The 19,956-nt window shown below is 51.4% G+C and carries 15 protein-coding genes and 1 tRNA gene; 8 read left to right on the top strand and 8 right to left on the bottom strand.

What is annotated here, in order from left to right; translation table 11 throughout:
- Positions 1-101 precede the first annotated feature (101 nt).
- Positions 102-2,357 (bottom strand): ATP-binding protein, encoded by a 2,256-nt coding sequence (locus HJG54_RS02910; protein ID WP_316433253.1) that lies wholly within the window; start codon positions 2,355-2,357, stop codon positions 102-104.
- A 265-nt stretch (positions 2,358-2,622) separates the two neighbouring features.
- Between HJG54_RS02910 and rarD the strand changes: the two genes are divergently transcribed.
- Both rarD and HJG54_RS02900 read left to right on the top strand, forming a co-directional pair.
- Positions 2,623-3,627 carry an EamA family transporter RarD gene (gene rarD, locus HJG54_RS02905; RefSeq protein ID WP_316433251.1) on the top strand — a complete coding sequence of 335 codons (1,005 nt, stop codon included), beginning with the start codon at positions 2,623-2,625 and terminating at the stop codon, positions 3,625-3,627.
- A gap of 137 nt (positions 3,628-3,764) precedes the next feature.
- A complete protein-coding gene (locus HJG54_RS02900; RefSeq protein WP_316433250.1) occupies positions 3,765-4,037 on the top strand; it encodes a GlsB/YeaQ/YmgE family stress response membrane protein in 273 nt (90 codons plus the stop codon).
- 27 nt (positions 4,038-4,064) lie between these two features.
- Here HJG54_RS02900 and HJG54_RS02895 read toward each other — a convergent pair whose 3' ends face one another.
- Positions 4,065-5,450: a TldD/PmbA family protein gene (locus tag HJG54_RS02895; RefSeq protein WP_316433249.1), complete on the bottom strand. Its 1,386-nt coding sequence runs from the start codon at positions 5,448-5,450 to the stop codon at positions 4,065-4,067.
- Positions 5,451-5,559: 109 nt separating this feature from the next.
- On the opposite strand from HJG54_RS02895, the gene HJG54_RS02890 reads away from it, so the two are divergent.
- Positions 5,560-5,633 (top strand) — tRNA-Val (locus HJG54_RS02890).
- A gap of 206 nt (positions 5,634-5,839) precedes the next feature.
- Here the strand turns inward: HJG54_RS02890 and HJG54_RS02885 are convergent.
- On the bottom strand, positions 5,840-6,292 hold the full coding sequence (locus HJG54_RS02885) for a Fur family transcriptional regulator (RefSeq protein WP_316433247.1): 453 nt from the start codon (positions 6,290-6,292) through the stop codon (positions 5,840-5,842).
- 275 nt (positions 6,293-6,567) lie between these two features.
- Between HJG54_RS02885 and HJG54_RS02880 the strand changes: the two genes are divergently transcribed.
- The 3 genes from HJG54_RS02880 (at position 6,568) to HJG54_RS02870 (ending at position 11,077) form a co-directional block, all read left to right on the top strand.
- On the top strand, positions 6,568-7,515 hold the full coding sequence (locus HJG54_RS02880) for a pentapeptide repeat-containing protein (protein ID WP_316433246.1): 948 nt from the start codon (positions 6,568-6,570) through the stop codon (positions 7,513-7,515).
- 355 nt (positions 7,516-7,870) lie between these two features.
- Positions 7,871-9,547 carry a Re/Si-specific NAD(P)(+) transhydrogenase subunit alpha gene (pntA, locus tag HJG54_RS02875; protein ID WP_316433245.1) on the top strand — a complete coding sequence of 559 codons (1,677 nt, stop codon included), beginning with the start codon at positions 7,871-7,873 and terminating at the stop codon, positions 9,545-9,547.
- 63 nt (positions 9,548-9,610) lie between these two features.
- Positions 9,611-11,077 (top strand): NAD(P)(+) transhydrogenase (Re/Si-specific) subunit beta, encoded by a 1,467-nt coding sequence (locus HJG54_RS02870; protein ID WP_316433244.1) that lies wholly within the window; start codon positions 9,611-9,613, stop codon positions 11,075-11,077.
- Between the two features lie 47 nt (positions 11,078-11,124).
- Here HJG54_RS02870 and HJG54_RS02865 read toward each other — a convergent pair whose 3' ends face one another.
- The 4 genes from HJG54_RS02865 to HJG54_RS02850 all read right to left on the bottom strand — a co-directional run bounded on the left by HJG54_RS02865 (position 11,125) and on the right by HJG54_RS02850 (position 17,121).
- Entirely contained in the window at positions 11,125-12,438 is a 1,314-nt protein-coding gene (locus HJG54_RS02865) for an efflux RND transporter periplasmic adaptor subunit (protein ID WP_316433243.1), read from the bottom strand.
- A 98-nt stretch (positions 12,439-12,536) separates the two neighbouring features.
- Positions 12,537-13,661, bottom strand: a complete 1,125-nt coding sequence (locus HJG54_RS02860) for an ABC transporter permease (RefSeq protein ID WP_316433242.1) — start codon at positions 13,659-13,661, stop codon at positions 12,537-12,539.
- 251 nt (positions 13,662-13,912) lie between these two features.
- Positions 13,913-15,016: an ABC transporter permease gene (locus HJG54_RS02855; protein ID WP_316433241.1), complete on the bottom strand. Its 1,104-nt coding sequence runs from the start codon at positions 15,014-15,016 to the stop codon at positions 13,913-13,915.
- 5 nt (positions 15,017-15,021) lie between these two features.
- Positions 15,022-17,121 carry an ATP-binding cassette domain-containing protein gene (locus HJG54_RS02850; protein WP_316433240.1) on the bottom strand — a complete coding sequence of 700 codons (2,100 nt, stop codon included), beginning with the start codon at positions 17,119-17,121 and terminating at the stop codon, positions 15,022-15,024.
- A 253-nt stretch (positions 17,122-17,374) separates the two neighbouring features.
- On the opposite strand from HJG54_RS02850, the gene HJG54_RS02845 reads away from it, so the two are divergent.
- Positions 17,375-17,722, top strand: coding sequence for a four helix bundle protein (locus HJG54_RS02845; RefSeq protein WP_316433239.1), 348 nt, complete (start codon positions 17,375-17,377; stop codon positions 17,720-17,722).
- A gap of 113 nt (positions 17,723-17,835) precedes the next feature.
- On the opposite strand, the gene HJG54_RS02840 is transcribed toward HJG54_RS02845, so the two are convergent.
- Positions 17,836-19,110 carry an HlyD family secretion protein gene (locus HJG54_RS02840; RefSeq protein ID WP_316433237.1) on the bottom strand — a complete coding sequence of 425 codons (1,275 nt, stop codon included), beginning with the start codon at positions 19,108-19,110 and terminating at the stop codon, positions 17,836-17,838.
- A gap of 197 nt (positions 19,111-19,307) precedes the next feature.
- Here HJG54_RS02840 and HJG54_RS02835 point away from each other — a divergent pair, with 197 nt between their 5' ends.
- On the top strand, positions 19,308-19,928 hold the full coding sequence (locus HJG54_RS02835) for a TetR/AcrR family transcriptional regulator (protein WP_316433236.1): 621 nt from the start codon (positions 19,308-19,310) through the stop codon (positions 19,926-19,928).
- Positions 19,929-19,956 lie beyond the last annotated feature (28 nt).

Here is a 19,956-nt window from a genome sequence, read left to right as displayed (position 1 = left end):
TGAATATTACGAGATACTTCTTAAACAAATAAATAGAGTGCGAGCGTCCCACTCGCAGCCGGCAAGATACCCCCACTATAGGATCTAAAAAAACGGTTGACCTACTTACTGCCTTCTCTTGCAGTATTGTAATGTGTTGGAATCGTAATCACAAACTCAGCGCCTTGGCCGACTTCGGAATTGCATTCCAGCGAGCCACGATGGGTTTCGGTCACAATCTGGTAGGAAATGGATAAGCCGATACCAGTGCCTTTGCCAACTGGTTTAGTCGTAAAAAATGGGTCAAATAGGCGTGGAACAATCGCTGGGTTTATCCCAATTCCATTATCAGAAATATAAATTTTTACAAATTCATTCTCACTAGCTACTGTACGAATTTTGATAACTGGCTCGACTAAACCTTCGATATAAATTGCTTCTTCTAGCGCATCAATAGCATTATTCAGAATATTCATAAATACTTGGTTAATTTGACCAGGATAGCATTCCACTAGTGGTAGCTGCTGATAGTCTCGAATGACCTGAATTTTGCATCGACCCGGCTGGGGTTTCAAACGGTGTTGCAGCAGCAGCAGCGCCGTGTCGATTCCCTCGTGCAGATCGATGCTTTTAACTCCCGCCTCATCTAGCTTGGAAAAGGAGCGTAGTGATTGGACAATGTCGCTAATGCGTTGAGAACCCAGTTTCATCGAGTGGAAGAGCTGAGTAAAGTCTTGCTCGATAAACTCCAGATCGGCAGCGTCGAGAGCAGTTTGGATCTCTCGCACTGGTTTGGGATAGTGATGTTGGTAAAGCTGCAACAGGTGCAGCAATTCTTCAGCATAGGCTTGGGCATGGTCCACATTGCCGTGAATGAAGTTCACCGGATTGTTGATTTCGTGAGCTACGCCGGCCACCATCTGACCCAAAGCCGACATTTTTTCGCTTTGCACCATTTGGGCTTGGGTACGACGCAGTTCCTCTAACGTAGCGGTCAAAGCGGCGGTCCGGGCTTCTACTCGATCTTCCAGCTCAGTATTCACTTGCTCCAGCGCCAAAAACGAGGCTTGCAACTGGGATGCCATTTGGTTGAACGATTGCGCTAAGCTGTTGACCTCTCGAATCACAGACGGTTGGACTTGTTGATTCAAATTCCCGGCGGTGATGGCCTGACTTGCCGTGCCCAAGCGCAAAATTGTTCGGGTAATCCAGCGTGAGGTGTAGATTCCCAGCACTGTTGCGACCGCCAGCGCCACTAAGCATAGGGTAGTCGTAGTGCGAGTGTTGGCATTGATCTGAGCCATAAAGTCCGACTCTGGCACTACGACCGCCACCAGCCAATCGATTCCATATTCATCTTGCCAAGGTGAAACCTCTACAAACTGGCGATCTTGATTGAACTGGAACGTAAGCTGCTGAGGGGATTGAATCTGCTGAAAGCCGTTGAATTGCTGCTGCAAATAGCTCGCCGTAGCCCGAATCAGCGGATCATCGCTGTCGGTAGCCCGGAGGCGATGAGTTTTGCCGTTTTCGACTCGATAGGTGGGTTGAGAGCTGGAATTGCCGATCAGCATGCCGTCCCGCTCCATAATGAACACGCGCCCAGTCGGACTGACCTGGATCTGCTGCAAAAAGGCACTGATTTCTGTCAAAAACAAATCAATGCCCAATACGCCGATTAATTTTTGGTTGGCATCGTAAATCGGCACGTTAGCAGCGGCGGCAATATAGCCCTCAAACTCGTCCAGCGTGTAGATGCGCGTCCAGAGGGCTTTACCAGCTTTCACCGCCTCCACATAGGAATCGCCTGCCGGAGCATAGAAATCAGTGACATGCAGCAACTTTTTGCGGTTGCCGTCCTGATCGGCCTCATAGGTGTAATCCTTCAAACTGCCGCCGGGATGGTAAATAATTGCCGCATTATGTCCCTGCGGCCAGCGCCATGCTCCCGAATTGGTATTATCTTCCAGCGCATAGCCAATAAAGCCAAATTGCTTGAAAATTTGCGCCTGTTTCCAAAAGTAGCGCCCTGAATTGTCCAGATCATAGAGGTCTAGCATTCCCTGCTTGATCGCGTTTAGGTTGATTTGATTAATCTGATGGGGTAATGCTAGATAGGAATCGAGATGCTGATCGACTCTGGCGCTGACTTCTCGCTGCAACTGATTGGCTAAATCATTGATCGCTTTTTGTCCATTCCTGAAGGAAAAATATCCGACCAGCCCTACCGCAGTGAAGATTTGTAGTAGAAACGGTACGACTAGAACGGCCAGCAAGGGCAGTTGGGGTAGAGGTTGCGGAAATCGGAATTTTTGGCGCAGGACACTATGGTTCAGGGCGTTCAGTTTGGCATTGAGTTTAGGGGCATTCAATGGCATAGCCGCATCGAGCAGGGAATATGCTTCTAAGTTTCCCCATTGCCAGAGACAAATAACTCAGCCGATTTGCTCAAGCACCCCAACCCATCAGATGCTGTTTACTGTTTACTGTTAATGCTCGCAGTGACTAAGCTTTACCCCTACCCCTTACCCCCTACCCCCTACCCCTTACCCCTTACCCCCTACCCCCTACCCCTTACCCCTTACCCCCTACCCCCTACCCCTTACCCCTACCCCCCGCGCAGTTTAGGTTCTTTCTGTGCCTATGGAATTGCAGCCGAAGTGTACCTGTCAATTACAGCTTGGTTGCGTTACCGTAGGGCTTTGCGGCTGGTTCAAGCCCATTCCATTGCAGTTGTTTGGTTTACCTGTGGCGCGTTCTCTTCAGTCCGATCCAACTTCATTCATGCCCGTCGGTGCCCTCTACGCAATTCTGGCTTACGGTTCTTGGGGGTTGCTGCCGATCTACTGGAAATTTTTTGCCCAAGTGCCTGCGGTGGAAGTGTTGAGCCATCGCATGATCTGGTCGGCGGTGCTGCTGATCGCGGTACTGTGGTTACAAAATCGACGAGCGGAATTTTGGCGGGTCTGGCAGCCCCAATATCTGAGAGCACTGCTGCTGACGGCAGGTTTACTCGCCTTTAACTGGGGATTATATATCTACGGCGTTAATACCGATCGGGTAGTAGAGACTAGCCTCGGCTATTTTATCAATCCTCTCGTCAACGTCCTGCTCGGATTTGTGGTTTTGAAAGAGCGGCTGTACCGGGGGCAACAGATCGCTGTCTTACTGGCTGGACTAGGAGTTGCCTATTTTGTTTGGCAGTTTGGGGCAGTGCCCTGGATTGCTCTGGGCTTGGCTTTTTCCTTCGCCTTTTATGGGCTATTACGCAAGGTGGTGGCGGTAGCGCCCATGGCGGGCTTGGCCGTGGAAACCTTACTGATTACACCCGTCGCGCTAGCCATTGTTGGCTATGGAGCGAGTACCGGTACCGGCCACTGGAATACGAGCTGGACATTGAATTGGCTTTTTATTGGCTGCGGTATTGTCACCTCGTTCCCGCTGCTCTGGTTTAACAATGCCGCTAAACGCCTCCGGCTCTCGACCTTAGGATTTTTTCAGTATTTGGCTCCCAGTTTGCAGCTGATCTTGGGTGTTTTTCTCTATCACGAACCCTTCACCCAGACGCACGCGATCACCTTTGGCTTAATCTGGACCGCGCTCGCGGTCTATAGCCTGACTGCGTGGCGCATCCAGCGCGTGAGCTAGCAGAGTCACTTTACTCCTTTTGGTTCACCTAGCTACCCCTCTAGATAGAAGCAGTTTCCTAGCTCTAGTTCGTAATCTGAACGTAACGATTGATCGTATCAATCAATACTTTTTCAATATACTCTGGAGGTGTAGCGATGGGAATTATCGCGTGGGTTATTTTAGGACTTTTGGCTGGTGCAATTGCCCAGGCCATTTATCCCGGTTACGTCGGTGGTGGTATTCTCGGTACTATCCTGCTTGGCATCGTTGGAGCATTCGTGGGTGGCAGTTTGTACACGTTGCTTTCGACTGGAACTTTGCAGCTTGCATCCGTAGGCTTTACAATTCCCGGATTGTTTATCGCCACGCTCGGCGCAATCATCACCATCTATCTCTGGGGACTGCTGGTGAGAAGCCGAGCTTTGTAAACATAAGTCCGAGTAAAGAGCTAGCTTCTAGCGACCGCCTACAACCACGTTCTTGATGCGCACATGGGGGCCACCCACACTTACCGGTAAGGGAGACTGGCCCCCTTTGCCGCAGCCGCCATTACGGTAGATCGAGTCATTACCAATCGCTTCGATGTCCTTGAGCGTCTGGAAGACATTACCACTGAGGGTGACGTCGCTGACTGGTTCAGCCAACTGCCCATCGCGAATCATGTAGCCTTCTGCCGCCGCAAAGGTAAACATCTCGCCATTGGTTTGACCGCCCAGCATCCGCACGGCATAGACGCCTTCTTCGATATCGCTCAGCATTTGCTCAAAGGTTTGGTCACCGCTTTCAATTCCGGTATTTGTCATCCGCACAATTGGCGGATAGGCGGCATTCAGTGCTCTGGCGTTGCCAGTAGGCTGTTCCTGCATCTTGCCGGCGGTTTCCAAACTATGCAAACGCTGGGTCAAGATTCCGTCTTTGATTAAGTACTTGCGCTGAGCCGGAACCCCTTCATCATCGTATTTCAGCGAACCGGGCAGTCCAGGCATGGTAGCATCATCCACCACATTTAGCTGAGGAATCGCCATTGGTTTGCCCAGCACCAGTAACTCCTGCATTTTGGGATTTTCGTAGACAAAATCTGCTTCCGACAAATGCCCAAACGCTTCGTGAATAAACACCCCAGCCAGATAGGGATCGAGAATCACTGTGTATTGACCACCCTTGACTGGCTTGGCCTCCAACTGCCGTACGGCCCGCTCTGCTGCACTCTTGACCTGAGCTTCAATTCCTTCCAAGACGCTGTAATCGGAACGGGAATGAACCGATTCAAATCCCTGCCGTACCACGTTGCCTTCACCGCGAGCCACCACGCCAAATCGTCCCGACACATCCAGCCGTTCCTGGGCAATGCAGCTACCCAACGAGTTGACGAAATAAGTGACGCCAAACCGATCGCTGTAGCTGGTCATGGTGGTTTGAATGCGCGGGTCCATCTCCAGCAGTAGATGATTGTAACCCTCGACCAACTGCCGTTTCACATCCAATGCGATACCGCGTGGGTCCCTGGCAATTTCGACTGCGACATAGTCTTGTATCGGCTCGACTGAGGCGAGATGGGTTGTTTCTTTACCGATTAGCTTAGCTTGGGCAATCGCTTCTTCGATGCGCTGGTTCAGATCGGCCAACCCGTTGAATGTCACAAAGCTCCAGCCGCCCTTATGACAGGCCCGAATGCCGCCGGCCAAAGAAAAGCTGCGATCCACCGCATCCAACTGGCGGCCCCGATAGGCAATCACCGTCGATTCACTCTGCTCTAAGCGAATTTCTAGATAGTCAACCTGATTGCGATAGGGTGCGATGGCATCCGAAAGCCGATCTTGCAGTGAAACAGACGTGACCACGAGTGAATCCTCTCAGTTGCAAGGGTGTCTCTATATTCTAGACATGGTTCGGCTTCTTGGTCGCACTTGCCGTCTGACCGAAAAATGTGCTACTTTAGTAAATCGTCACGGACGCATAGCTCAGTTGGTTAGAGCACTACGTTGACATCGTAGGGGTCACTGGTTCGAGTCCAGTTGTGTCCATCGCTTGTATGGTAGCCAGTGGAGAATTCAGTTTGCCTGGAGGTCGGCTGATCTGAGGAAACGGCTGGCAAGCTAAGAGAGGTATAGAGTCAGCGGACGATTATGTCGATGGAATTCCCCGGAGGTTCTCTCATATTTCATGTGCTATCCGATTGGGAGAACAATCTGCAGCGGGTTGCCAGAATTATCCAGCGGTTGACCCTGCATCAGATCACGTCTTGATCAACAACATCGGCGTTTTCTGATGGCTTACAGGCGAGAAATTCAATGTGGTAATCAATTACTTTAAGCCCTATCTGTTGCTCGACTGCTTTCACCAACTCTGGGGGCAGCTTCACATCGACATCTAGCAGACGGTTATCGTCCAGGCAACGAACATGGGAATGGGAGGAGGTGTGATGGCTGTAGAGACATCCTTCTGCCCGTTCAACACGCTCAATCACTCCAGCTTTCGCTAACGCATCTAAGTTTTGGTACACCGAAGTATGACCGATAGCCTCACCCCGCTGACGCAGCCGATCGTAGATTTCGCTAGCGGGCAGGTGCTCATCCGTATCCCACAAAAGCTTGAGAACGAGCTGACGTTGATTGCTTAAGCGCATTCCTTGCTGACGACAATAAATTAGACACTCTTCGTAGGACTTCAAACTGGGAGCCATAAACCTAGCTTCTCCACGTTATGGCCAGCTCCACATTATGGCCAGTATTTCCATACTACACAAAACTAGAGTTAAGCAGTACTCATTACGAGTTTATATCTTCTGGCCTGTCTATTTGTACTCATACCGACCATGCGTAAAATTGAAGCATAAACATGAATAAATATAACTAAAAAGAGAAATCAAAGGAAAGAGAAGAGATAGGGCTTTGAAAAACAACCTATGATTGAAATTAACGATTTATAAAAACAACGATTATAGAACATAGAAATTCTATGGACGCAAAAGAACTCCTACGGCGATATGCCACAGGAGAGCGGGACTTCGGGGCTGTAGACCTGAGTGAGGTCAACCTGCATGAAGCCGATCTCAGGGGAGCTACGTTGAGAAAAGCCGTTTTGATTGGGGTGGATCTAAGCGGAGCCAATTTGATCGATGTGAACTTAAATGGAGTCGTTTTGCGGCAATCCAATTTGCGGGAAGCTTGTCTGAGTGGAGCAAAGCTATCCGGCACTGATCTATCCGAAGTGGATCTGACCAGGGCAGATTTAAGCGGAGCGAACCTGTGGCGAGCCACGTTGAGACAGACAATTTTGGATCAGACTAATCTCAGTCGAGCCAACCTGCATGAGACCAATTTGATACGAGCTACGTTGACCGCTGCCAACCTGATTGGAGCCAACCTGAATGCTGCCAATCTGAGTGAGGCTGATTTATCAACTGCCGATCTAAGCCGAGTGCATGGGATTGGAGCAAAGCTGCACCGAACGATTTTATGCGGCGCTAATCTGGAGCGAGCCGATTTCAGTAATGCCGTACTACAGGAAGCTGACTTGAGCCGAGCCAATCTGAGCGCCATCAATCTGGGTGGTGCCAACCTCAGTCAAGCCCATCTAAACGGTGTGAATTTGACGGGTGCAAATTTATCTTGCGCCAACTTGATCGATACCACGCTGATGCTGGCAGAAATGCGGGGCGCTAGATTGGATTGGGCCGAATTAACTAGGGCCAATTTGACCGAGGCCGATCTGAGCTGGGCTAGTTTACGGGAAACCAACTTGAGCGCTGCCATACTGCACCAAACCGTGCTAACCGAGGTTGATTTAAGTTTCGCCATTCTACGGGGTGCCGATCTGAGCAATGCCAAGCTGAATCTAGGCAGCTTAAAGGAGACAAATTTGAATTGGGCGATTTTACCTCAAAGTACTGTCCGCTCTAATTGATGAGGTTGATGAGGATAGAGTTATTTCTAAACGAGGCTGCATTCAACATCTTCAAAAACGTTTACAAGCTTGCTGTTGATTTTTGGTCACCGTTCGGTTCTTTGTAGTGTTTTTTAATATTTTGATTTGTAAAGGATCGAATTCTGTCAGTGTTTACTTTTGTATTCAAAGTAACAAGAGCAGAGTAGAATGATCCCATAGATCAAACTGCAATCACTTCAAAAACAGAATCAAAAACAGAGGCGTTCCAACGATTACGCTAGCGTGATGCTTTTGGAACATCTTTTTTGCTTCGCCTGAAAAGCGCTTGAACACTCGTTTCCTCTAGTCCAAATCGCCGCATCGAGGAGAGTTTATGGTAGACGTTGTACCTAGATTAGAACCGTTCCCCGCCCAAGCCCAGAAAACTAAAAAATCGGTCGGCATTCCTAAGGAAATTGTTGAGCAGGAAGATCGGGTTGCAGCCACACCCGAAACGGCGAAAACTTTGCAGAAGCTGGGGTTTGAAGTTCTGATTGAATCAGGAGCTGGCGAAGCAGCTCACTTTGCAGATGCTGCCTACTGCGAGGCGGGGTGCCAAATCGTCGATGCAGCAACGGTTTGGTCAGCTGATATTGTGCTGAAAGTGCGGCCTCCAACCGTCCGGCCAACCGGAAATCACGAAGCCGAGATGCTGGCGGCAGGTAGCACGTTGATTAGTTTTATCTATCCGGCGCAAAATTTAGACCTGTTGGCTAAACTGGCGGCTCGCCAAGCGACGGTGTTGGCAATGGATGCGGTACCCCGGATTACTCGCGCCCAAAAAATGGATGCCCTAAGCTCAATGGCCAACTTGGCAGGCTATCGGGCTGTAATTGAAGCCGCCAACCACTTCGGACGGTTCTTTAGCGGTCAGATTACTGCCGCTGGCAAGATTCCCCCAGCCAAGGTTTTAGTGATTGGAGCAGGTGTGGCTGGTCTGGCCGCAATTGCAACGGCAAAGGGGTTGGGAGCGATTGTGCGTGCTTTTGATACACGTCTAGTGGTAAAAGAGCAGGTGCAAAGCCTAGGAGCTGAGTTTTTGGAGCTGCAATTTGCCGAGGATGGCAGCGGTGAAGGTGGCTATGCCAAGGTAATGAGCGAGGAGTTTATTCAGGCTGAAATGGCGCTGTTTGCGGCTCAAGCCAAAGAGGTCGATATTATTATCACTACAGCGCTGATTCCCGGTCACAAAGCGCCGCTGCTGATCACGCGGGAGATGGTAGAAACCATGCGTCCCGGATCGGTGATTGTCGATATGGCAGCTGAGCAAGGAGGCAATTGTGCTGTTACGCAACCGGGCAAAATCATTCATCATCAAGGAGTCACGATTGTCGGCCTGACGGATCTGGTCAGCCGTATGTCGCAACAAGCTAGCCAACTCTATGGCACCAACCTCTGCCATTTGCTGGCAGAACTCGGCGGAGCAGAGCACTACCAGATTGATCTAGAGAATGAGGTGATTCGTGGCGCGCTGGTCAGCTACAACGGTGAGATTACCTATCCGCCGCCTTTACCCAAGAAAGATGCTGTTGCTCTGCCGGTTCAGGCAGCGTCTACAAACCCCACTCAGCAGAACAATCTGGACGGAAAAACCACTGTCGCTCCGCCGCGAACAACCGCCTCATCCTCTGCCCAACCTATTTCGACCCCTGACTCCAGCCAGCAACAAGAGCTTCCTACCTCGTGGATTTGGATGCTTCTGGCAGGTGTTGCATTGCTTGCGATTGCCTTCTGGGTACCGTCTTCGTTTCTATCCCATTTCACAGTCTTTGTGCTTGCATGCTTTGTAGGTTGGCAAGTGATCTGGAATGTAAAACCTGCCTTGCACACACCGTTGATGAGCGTTACCAATGCAATTAGTGGCATTATCATCATTGGTGGCATGCTGCAATTGACCAATGCCTCGTTGGCTACGACTGTTTTGGGGGCAATTGCGGTCTTTATAGGAACCATCAATATTGTTGGTGGATTCTGGGTGACGCAACGCATGCTCAAGATGTTTCAGAAATAGCTTCAGATGCGGGTTCAGAAGTCGCTCTAAGAATAGATTCAGAAATAACTGTGGGAATCAATCATGCTCGAAAATCTTCAGACCGTCGCTTACATTGCTGCTAGCGTCCTGTTCATTTTTAGTTTAGGAGGGTTGTCTAACCAGGAAACGGCGCGTCGAGGCAACCTCTATGGCATGGTGGGAATGATAATTGCCTTTGTGGCGACCGCCATTGGTCTTGGAATCGACAGTGACGGAATTCTAGCAGGAGCTGTTTTGCCTGCTGCCGTGGTTGGTATGCTGGCGGCCTCTCGGGTAGCGATGACGGCGATGCCACAGATGGTCGCAATCTTGCACAGCTTTGTGGGGGCGGCGGCTGTCTTAGTTGGCATTTCTAATTACCTGCAACCGGATTCCCTCACTGGAGCAGAAGCCACGATTCATCAGCTGGAAATTTTCATTGGTGTCTTTATTGGTGCAGTTACTTTTACTGGCTCAATTGTTGCCTTTGGAAAGTTGCAGGGACTAATTAGCAGTAAACCTTTGCTGTTACCGGCCCGTCACTGGCTGAATCTAGGGTTAGTGCTAGCATCGATTGCTCTGGGCGCGCAATTTATGAGCGCAAATCTCAGCAGTGGGGTATCTGCTGGATTATCTAACGCATTCCCTACTGGATTACAATCTTTATTGTTTATGACGGTTCTCGCTGCAATCCTGGGCGTTCATCTCGTGATGGCGATTGGTGGCGCAGATATGCCGGTAGTCATCTCGATGCTGAATAGTTACTCAGGCTGGGCAGCCGCTGCGGCTGGATTCATGCTCTCCAATGATTTGCTGATTATCACCGGAGCGTTGGTCGGCAGCAGCGGTGCTATTCTCAGCTACATCATGTGTCGAGCGATGAATCGTTCATTCCTCAGCGTGATTCTGGGCGGTTTTGGGTCTGGAACTGGTGTTGCGACACCACAAGGCGAACAAACGACGGGTGAAGTGCAGACGACGACGATAGAGGAGACAGTGAATCGGTTGTGTGCTGCTAGGCGAATAATCGTAGTACCAGGTTACGGCATGGCGGTGGCTCAGGCCCAACATCCTCTGGCGGAAATTACCAAACTGCTGCGGGAGCGTGGCATCGAGGTACGGTTTGGGATTCACCCTGTGGCAGGCCGATTACCCGGGCACATGAACGTGCTGCTGGCAGAAGCCAACGTACCCTACGACATTGTCCTAGAGATGGATGAAATCAACCCGGATTTTCCCAAAACCGATGTAGTGTTGGTAATTGGGGCCAACGATACGGTGAACCCAAGTGCGCTAGAAGATGCCAACAGTCCGATTGCGGGTATGCCAGTTTTGGAGGTTTGGAAGGCCGCGACTGTGATCGTGATGAAGCGCAGCCTAGCTAGCGGCTATGCAGGAATTGAGAATTCCCTATTCTATAAAGATAATACCTGGATGCTATTCGGAGATGCCCGCAAGAACATGGATGCGATTTTAAGCAAGATGGTTGAGCAGGAGGCAGTGTCGCCGCTTGCAGCTAGTCGCTCGTAGGTAATAGCCCTCCGGCTTCACCTCTCGATGATTGCTCGAGCAATCGCTCACGATGATGTTTCAGAAAGAATACTCAAGCGCACAGATTGGCCTGATTTCAGTGGTTGATTGCTGCGAACCACAAACGTATCTCCTGGCTGTAGACCAGAGCGAATCTCCACCTGTCCATTAGCACGTTCACCAATTTGTACCGAGCGCGCAACGGCTTTTCTCTCCTCGCCTGTTCCCTGTAAAACAAATACGGTTGGCTTAGTTGCATCTCCCCCTACTGTGAATGCCCTTTCTGGCACAACTACCCGATTGCTCTGGCTAGACTGAAACTGCACCCGTGCTAATAGGCCACTCCCGATCCGTCCTTCTGGGTTGGGTAGGGTAATTTCGATGGGCACCAATCGGGCTGTGGGGTCAGCCGCGGGAGAAATCCGGGCAATGGTTCCTCGGACGCTGTCTGTGTTCTCTGCACGATGCGGAGCGCTGTTGGCAAAAGCATCGAGCCGGACTTGGGCCGATTGTCCAACTCGCAAGTTGCCCAGCTCTAGCTCCGACACCTGCACCACCACTTTGACGATACTAAAGTCGCCTAGCCTCAGGACCGGATCGCCTGGTTGGAGCAAGTTACCCGGTTCAGCCACCCGCTCCAACACCACACCGGCCATTGGAGCCGTTAAGGCTGAGAAAGCTTCCCGCGCTTGCACTTCGGCTAGGGTAGCTTGCTGGGCAGCCACTCTCCCCTGGGTAGCCATGACGGCCTGCTGTCGAGTGCGGACACGCTCCTGGGCCGATCGCAACGTTTGTTCTGCGGTGCGGGCAGCCGTGACAGCTTGTTCTGCGGCTTGGGCTGTGATCGCTCCTTCCTGGCTGAGGGCAAGGAGGCGATTGGCGTCCGCCTGGGCTTGTTGCAATTCAACCCGCGCCTGCTCGACCTGGGCTTTGGCATCGCTGACTTCGGCCTTGGCCTGGGCCACTTCTGACGCGAGGGCGGCTAACTCGGCTCGTTGCTGGTTGACCTGTGCTACTAAAAGCTGATTATCGACTTGGCCTAAGGGCTGCCCCCGACTGACTCGATCTCCTATATCAACGCTTAAGTCCAACAATCGCCCCTCGGTCTGGGAACGCAGCGAAACTTCGCGCACCGGAGCAGTGGTGCCTGTGTACTCAATGGCCGCCTCCAGACTGCCAGTTTGAGCGACCGCAGTTTCAACGGCAACCGGCGCATCGGGATCTCCAGGTCTACCAGCCCCCGATTGGGCGTTGGTGTTGGCAGCAGGATTGCAACCCAGCAACAGCAAACCACTGACTGAGAGAATAACCCAGTTGACAGATTGCTTGCGCCGAAGCGAAGGATGGGAAAACGGCAGCATGGCAGAAATGCGAGGGGGAATAGCCGAAGCTGCTTTTATTATCACCCTATCTGGTTCAACTCACTGTTTAACCGAACTGGTCTAACTTCAGTGACTGCCTAGCTCAACTGACTGCGAAACTTTTTGACGCTGATTGTCAGCAACAGAATAGCAAACCCGATTAACGCCAACACATGTGGCCACAGCTCCATTACCCCCACGCCCTTGAGCAGAAACCCGCGAGCAATCGCCACATAATGCCGCAGGGGATTCAACAGCGACAGATAACGAAAGAATGCAGGCATACTTTCAATCGGTGCAATTGCCCCAGAGGTTTGGATCAGCGGCAAATTGACAAAGAACGACGTCAGCACGACCTGTTGTTGATTTTTGGCAATAGTAGCCAGCAGAATGCCAATGCTGATACCAACGAATAAATAAACGGCAGATACAAGCAAAAAGACTAGCATATTGCCTCGAAACGGCAACTGGAAAACAATCTTGGCTACGGCCAGCGCTAAAAACACATCGCCAATCAGCAGAATAAACAAAGGCACAATTTTTGCCAGCAGAATTTCCCAGGCGGCGGCTGGCGTCATCAACAGCTGTTCTAAGGTGCCGGTATCCTTTTCGCGCACTACCGCTGAGGAGGAAACCAGCGAGCTAGTCAGGGTCAGCACCAAGCCCAAGACGCCAGGAACAAAAAACCAGGTGCTATTGAGTCCAGCATTGTAGAGAAAAATAACTTCCGGTTCAATTAAGGGTGGACTGGCGTTGACTTGGCGGCGGCTAAACCGATTGACGATTTGGGTCATATAGCCATTGGCGATACCAGCCGTATTAGCGTCGGTGCCATCGATCAGCAACTGAATTTCCGGTGATTGTCCCTGCTGAAACTGGCGATCAAAATCGGGCGGAATCACAAGTCCTGCCGTCACCTGTCCCAATCGCACCTGTTCAGCTAGCTCAGTTTCGTTAAACAAATAGCTTTGGGCCACAAAAATCTGGTTCTCGGTCATGGCAGCCACCAGTTCGCGGCTCATCTGGCTATTGGCATAATCCACGATTCCCAGCTTGAGAAACTGCACATCGGGACTAAGGGCGAAGCCAAACACCAAAAGCTGAATTGTAGGCGGAAACACCAGCAGAAAAATCAACTGTTTGTTGCGCAAAATCTGGTTAATTTCTTTGATGGCCAAAGCCCAAATCCGGCTATTGAGTAGGCGAGAGAGAAGCTTTTGCATAAAGTTTTGAGTTTTAAGTTTTGAGTTTTAAGTTTTGGTGGCATAACCTGCGCGTTTGCCGATAGCTTGCCGTTAGGGAGAGCGCGTAGTTTTGTAGCTGACTTCTGCGCGTCGCGTCGCCGGAGGCAGTAGCAGTGTTTCATTTTACTCTAGCCCCCCATCTCCCCTCGTTCGGCGAGGCTCACGAGCCGCATCTCCCTCGTTCGGCGAGGCTCACGAGCCGCCATCTCCCCGTCTTCCCGTCCACTCAACTAATCAGGAAGCTGCATGCGGCTGAGGTTACGACGAGCTATGTTGAATAACAGCAGGCAAAGCAGCATTAGCATCAGCAGGTAAAACCAGACGCCTAGCCATCCGGTGCCCCGTACAAATCCGTCACGAATAATGGGGATAAAATAGCGCGTTGGAATAATATTGGAAATTAGGGAAAGGGGAAACGGAATATTGCTAAGGGGATAAATAAAGCCCGAGAGGAGTAGGGCTGTTAAGAATCCAGTTGTCGCAACAGCCTGAACAGCAGTGGTGACGTTGGGAACACGAGTGCCTACCATCAGACCAAACATCGTGGCAGAGGCTACAAAGATCGGCGTGCTGATCAAGAATGGAGTGGGGTCGCCAGCAAAGCGTAAGCCAAAGATGATTACGCTAATTGAGATCACCACTGCGGCAATGCCAAGCCCAACAATTAGATAGGCTAAACCTTTGCCCAAAATCAACTCTTCAGCACTGAGGCTAGAGGCATAGACCTGAATGATGGTTCCCTGCTCTTTTTCTCGCACCATCGCAATCGACGACAGCAACGAGGGGTAAATCCACAGAATCACGGCACAGGTACCTGGAACAATGTAGAGGGATTCTTGCCGCCCAGGGTTGAACCAAATGCGACTGCGCACCTGAATTAGAGAAGGGTTGGTTTGCAATTGGGAATTGCGGACAAAGAAGCGGGTAGTGGCTTCAATGCTGCTGCGGATGACGCGGGCGTTGTTGACATCGGTACCGTCTACTAAGACCTGGACCGGGCTGGTTTCACCGGCTTTGATCCGTCGGGAGAACTCAGGCGGAATAATCACCGCAGCTTTGGCAATTCCCTGATCGAGGGCAGCTTGAGGCGAACCGATTCCATCCCAACGGCTCGACTGAAGTTGATTAGTGGCGTATAGACGTTCGATGTAGCTGCGGCTGAGGGGGCTGTTGTCGAAATCCTGAACGGCGACAGGAATATTTTTAGCCTCTAGTCGAATCGCAAAGCCAAAAATGAACAGGGTCAGTAACGGCAAAATGAACGCTAACGCCACCGTGAGGCGGTCCCGCAAAAATTGGGCTAGCTCCTTCACGCATTGACTCCAGATTCTCATGGCAATTAAATCTCCACACGTTGAACGATTCCAATGAATGCATCTTCTAGGGAAAAAGGAACGCGACGCAGCGAATAGATATGTAAGGGTGAGGTATCGGTTTGGTACTGCTGAAATAGTGTTTGGATCTGAGCAATTTCGGTATCGGGATGATCCAGAACCACATGCAGCCGGTCGCCAAAAATCGAAACGCGCCAAGAATCGAGCTGGGTTTTGAGTAAATCCGAAGCGGCTTGGGTTTGGTTCGTGACGATTTCGATCAACTGTCCGGGTTGGGCAGCTTTAATTTGGCTAGGTGAACCTTCGGCTACCACGGCTCCTGCTACCATAAAGCCCATCGAGTTACAGTGTTCGGCTTCCTCCAGATAGTGGGTCGTCACCAGCACTGCCGTTCCCTGACGGGCAAAATCCTCGATCAGCCGCCAAAACTGCCGGCGGGCCAACGGATCCACGCCTGATGTTGGCTCATCCAAAAACAAAATTTCCGGCTCATGCATCACCGAGGCTCCAAAGGCGATTCGCTGTTTCCACCCTCCGGGCAAGCGTCCGGTAAGCATATCCTCCTGCCCCACCAAACCGCAGATTTCCAGCACCCAGTCAATTTTCTGACGACGCTGAGGACGCGGCACTCCATACACACCGCAATAAAACTCCAGGTTTTGCACCACCGACAGGTCATCATAGAGTGTAAACTTCTGGCTCATATAGCCGATTCGTCGCCGTAGTTCCGGACTCCGCAGATTACGCTGCTCGCCTGCTAAAGAAATTTCGCCACCGCTCGGTTCCAGCAGCCCGCACAGCATTTTGATTGTGGTCGTTTTGCCAGCACCATTGGCCCCCAGCAATCCATAAATTTCGCCATAGCGGACTTGCAGCGTCACATCTTTAACCGCCTGAAAATTACCGAACTGCTTATAGAGGTGACGCGTTTGGATGGCGGTGTTAGAAGTTGTAAGTTTTGGCTTCCGGTGAGTCAGCCGAACCGAGTTCTCAGTTTTGGCTTCCGGTGAGTCAGCCGAACCGAGTCTTGGTGGTTCTGAGCGCGGTAGGGGAATAAAAGGCGGATCGGCTCCCTGCTGTCGCAAACGGGTAACAAACACATTTTCCAGCGTGGCTTCTACTGCTTCTACCGAGTCCAGCGGGAGCCGGTGCTGCTGAAGAATCTGCCGCACTGCGGCCTCTCCCGCCTGATGGGAATGCACCAACACATCCAACCGATCGCCAAACGTCTGCACATCCACCAACGGAAACTCTCCTCCACCTTCCCTCGTTCGGCGAGGCTCACGAGCCGCATCTCCCTCATCTCTACCTCCCTGCCACTCCTGAATCTGCTCCGTCAACACCCGCTCTACCGCTGCCAACTGACTAGTCCGCACTTCCAAGCGCTGCAATCTCAAACTTTGCCGCAGTTGTTTTAGGGTGCCGGTTTGCTGAATGTGGCCCTCGTACATCAGGGCAATCCGGTTACAGCGTTCGGCTTCATCCAGGTAGGGCGTCGCTACCACCATCGTTACACCCTGACTGGCCAAGGTTGCCAAAATATCCCAAAATTCCCGTCGCGATACTGGATCAACGCCGGTTGTGGGTTCGTCTAGCAGCAGCACATCCGGTTGAGCAATCAGGGCACAGCAGAGCGCCAGCTTTTGCTTCATCCCGCCTGAGAGTTGCCCAGCCAATCGATCGCCAAACCGATCCAGGTTCATCAGCTTCAGATAGCGGTCGCGGCGTTCAGCCAGCCGATGGGGCGGCACTTCTCGCAATCCGGCACTGTAGCGAATGTTTTCGTCAATGCTCAGGTCCAAATAAAGCGAAAATTGCTGTGTCAGGTAACCAATGCCCAACCGCGCCTCACGAGGCGACCGTCCCAAAACTTCCACCTCACCAGTGCTAGCTTCCATCACGCCTGCCAAAATCTGAAATGTGGTGGTTTTGCCCGCCCCGTCGGGACCAATCAGCCCAAAAATTTCTCCTCGTTGTACCGTAAAGTCAACACCGCGTACTGCCGCAATCTGACCATAGCGTTTTTGTAACCCTCGAACTTGGATGGCATGAAAAGAGTGTTGAGTGTTGAGTGTTGAGTGTTGAGTTGCAATGGAGTGGGACATGGGGAGGGGAGTTTTGAGTTTTGAGGTTTGAGTTTTGAGTTTTGAGTTGCGGAGATTCTAGTTGAGAGGGAGAGATGAATTGAGTTTTGAGTTTTGAGTTTTGAGTTTTGAGGTTTGAGTTGCGGTGGGATAGGGGGGAGGGAAGGTTTGAGGTTTGAGGTTTTTAAAGAGGTTTTGGGAGATGGTTTGAGGTTTTCTATGGGAAGGATAGGAGTGGTGATATGAGTTGGAAATTTGGTAATTCAGAAAATTTATGGCGGAGAGTATTATTCAACAGAAGAGTTTTGAATTTGCTTTGGAAATTATTGAGCTGTATCGAATGCTTCAGGTGCGAAAGGAATATGTATTGTCTAAACAGCTTTTGCGGAGTGGCACGAGTATTGGAGCAAACGTAGAAGAAGCAAGCGCAGGGCAAAGCCGTAAAGATTTTCTCGCCAAAATGGCTATCGCCTCTAAAGAAGCTAGAGAAACAAAGTACTGGTTACGCCTCTTACAACAATCCAAACTAATCGATTTTGCAGTTGATCAAGAACTCGCCCATGTCGAAGAGCTAATCCGCATCCTCACTGCCATCGTCAAAACCACCACCCATTCCTCCTAACTTAAAACTCGGTTCGGCTGACTCACCGGAAGCCAAAACTCAAAACTCAAAACTCAAAACTCTCCCTCCCCCCTATCCCACCGCAACTCAAACCTCAAAACTCAAAACTCAATTCATCTCTCCCTCTCAACTAGAATCTCCGCATCAGCCGGCATGCCTGGTTTGGCAAATCCCCCCGGCTCTTCAATCGCTAAGCGCACTCCAAATACCTGCTGGACTCGGTCTTTTTTGAAGTAAATATTTTCTGGCGTAAAGGAAGCTTCGGCATCGACAGCAGCTACGCGGGCATTTAGGGGTTGATCGGGATTGGAGTCGAGGTAGACGCGAGCAGTTTGGCCGACGCGCACGTTGCCGATGTCACCTTGGGGAATGAAACCACGCATGTAGACAGTGTTCAAGTCCAGCACCGACAGCAGAGTTTTTCCCGCCGTAACTACAACGCCCGGTTCAACGCTGCGGCTGGTAACGACGCCATTGATCGGGCTGTTGATCGTCAGTTCTTTGAGCTGAGCCTGGATGCGGTTGCGCTCGGCTTCGACATTGGCAACTTCGGCTTGGGCCGCTTTGAGTTCAGCTTGAGCCTGCTTGAGCTGGGTGGTGAGGCGATTAAGCTGGGCGGTGTTGATGTCGGGATTGAGGCTGGTGGTTTGGGATTGGGTCAGGTTGCCTTGGGCGGCATTGACCTGACGTTGGGCAGCAGCGACGGCGGCTTGGCGGCTCTCTAGGGTGGCTTGGGCAGCCTGATAGGTGGTTTCGCGCTGGTCGTACTGCTGCTGGGTGACGGCTCCGTCCTGCACCAGTTGGGCATAGCGATCGCGGTCAGTTCGGGCCAGATTGAGCTGGGCTTGGGCTTCGATTGCCTGCGCCTCGGCCTGTTTGAGCTGGGCAGTAGCGGTGGCCACTTGGGCTTCGGCCTGGGAAATTCGTCCGGTGGTGTCGCCCTTGGACTGCTGCCAGCGCAATTCCGCTTCAGTAATTTGGCTCTCGATTACCGAAAGCTGGAGGCGGGCGTTTTGCTCTTGCTGTTTGGCGGCACGAATTCGTGCTTCGGCTCCGGCCACCTGCGCCTGAATTTCATCATCATCGAGTTTGACGAGCAGTTGCCCCTGCCGCACTTCTGCCCCTTCGCGTACCGTCACATCAATCACTCGTCCGGGCACTTTAGCCCCTATATCGGTTTCATAGCCCTCGATGCGGCCACTGAACTCTAAAGCGTCGGATTCGGGACGGGAGAAGAAATACCAAGCGGCGGCTCCGGCCCCTACAACCGCTAATCCAAGTGGCAGCAGACGACGGATTTTTGCTAAACGTTTGGGTGAGTCTCGTCCCTCGGCTGGCTCTAGCTGACGCTGGCTACCCGTTTGTGGACCTGGAAGAGTTTGTGCCATCGCGCTTCTCCCCGTTCTGAAGCAAGGTTATTGGGCTAATGTTTATCGATTGTTTATCGATCTGTGAACCTGGCTAGTCATCAAACTAGACTGTCCAGTATGATGAATTACGACAAATCCTAGATCGTCCCCTTCTAAAGGGCAAGGTTCTGTTTGAATTGTTTACATGCTGATTTCCCTATCTGAGGAGCTTGCCTGTGAGAGCAGCAAAACCAAAGCGACTGGATGATTCTCCCTTAGCTGAGAAACGCGAGCAAATTCTCCAGGGCGCGATTCAGGTGTTTTTGAACCACGGCTATGCTGGTACTAGCATGGATCGGGTAGCGGCGGCAGCAGGCGTTTCGAAACAAACGATTTATAGCCATTTTCAAGATAAGGAAGGTCTGTTTACCGCCCTAGTCGAGCGGGTGACGATCCATCGCTTGCAGCGGGAACTGGGCATGCAGGATCTGCACGGTGAGCCGGACGTGCTGTTGCACCAGTTGGCGACGGTGTTTCTGCATAAGCTGGGCAACCCAGAATACCTGAATCTATTTCGGGTACTGATTGCCGAGTCGGCGCGGTTTCCAGAATTGGCTCAACTCTATAGCCGCACCGTGATTCACCGAGGCCGCCAGATGCTCAGCGCTTACTTTCGTGCCCATCCAGAACTCAAGATCACGGACCCAGAAGCAGCAGCCCATATTTTTTCTGGATCGTTGGTTTCGTTCTTGCTGGCTCAGGAAATTCTCTACGGCAAACAGGTTTCGCCTCTGGAGGGCGAGCGGGTGATCAAACAGCTCGTGGCGCTAATTGTGCAGCGTTCAGATTCGAGTTAACCTATACTTCGATCAATAGCTTACCTAT

The sequence above is a fragment of the Leptolyngbya sp. NK1-12 genome, from assembly GCF_032598965.1.
GTDB lineage: Bacteria > Cyanobacteriota > Cyanobacteriia > Elainellales > Elainellaceae > Elainella.
Note: the sequence above shows the minus strand (reverse complement) of the source record. Positions and strands in the feature narration are given on the sequence as shown.

Coding starts and splice junctions, on each gene's coding strand:
- HJG54_RS02855 (WP_316433241.1), bottom strand. CDS start 15,016: ATGAGAATCTGGAGTCAATGCGTGAAGGAGCTAGCCCAATTTTTGCGG.
- HJG54_RS02850 (WP_316433240.1), bottom strand. CDS start 17,121: ATGTCCCACTCCATTGCAACTCAACACTCAACACTCAACACTCAACAC.
- rarD (WP_316433251.1), top strand. CDS start 2,623: ATGGAATTGCAGCCGAAGTGTACCTGTCAATTACAGCTTGGTTGCGTT.
- HJG54_RS02865 (WP_316433243.1), bottom strand. CDS start 12,438: ATGCTGCCGTTTTCCCATCCTTCGCTTCGGCGCAAGCAATCTGTCAAC.
- HJG54_RS02900 (WP_316433250.1), top strand. CDS start 3,765: ATGGGAATTATCGCGTGGGTTATTTTAGGACTTTTGGCTGGTGCAATT.
- HJG54_RS02860 (WP_316433242.1), bottom strand. CDS start 13,661: ATGCAAAAGCTTCTCTCTCGCCTACTCAATAGCCGGATTTGGGCTTTG.
- pntA (WP_316433245.1), top strand. CDS start 7,871: ATGGTAGACGTTGTACCTAGATTAGAACCGTTCCCCGCCCAAGCCCAG.
- HJG54_RS02880 (WP_316433246.1), top strand. CDS start 6,568: ATGGACGCAAAAGAACTCCTACGGCGATATGCCACAGGAGAGCGGGAC.
- HJG54_RS02870 (WP_316433244.1), top strand. CDS start 9,611: ATGCTCGAAAATCTTCAGACCGTCGCTTACATTGCTGCTAGCGTCCTG.
- HJG54_RS02845 (WP_316433239.1), top strand. CDS start 17,375: ATGGCGGAGAGTATTATTCAACAGAAGAGTTTTGAATTTGCTTTGGAA.
- HJG54_RS02840 (WP_316433237.1), bottom strand. CDS start 19,110: ATGGCACAAACTCTTCCAGGTCCACAAACGGGTAGCCAGCGTCAGCTA.
- HJG54_RS02910 (WP_316433253.1), bottom strand. CDS start 2,357: ATGCCATTGAATGCCCCTAAACTCAATGCCAAACTGAACGCCCTGAAC.
- HJG54_RS02885 (WP_316433247.1), bottom strand. CDS start 6,292: ATGGCTCCCAGTTTGAAGTCCTACGAAGAGTGTCTAATTTATTGTCGT.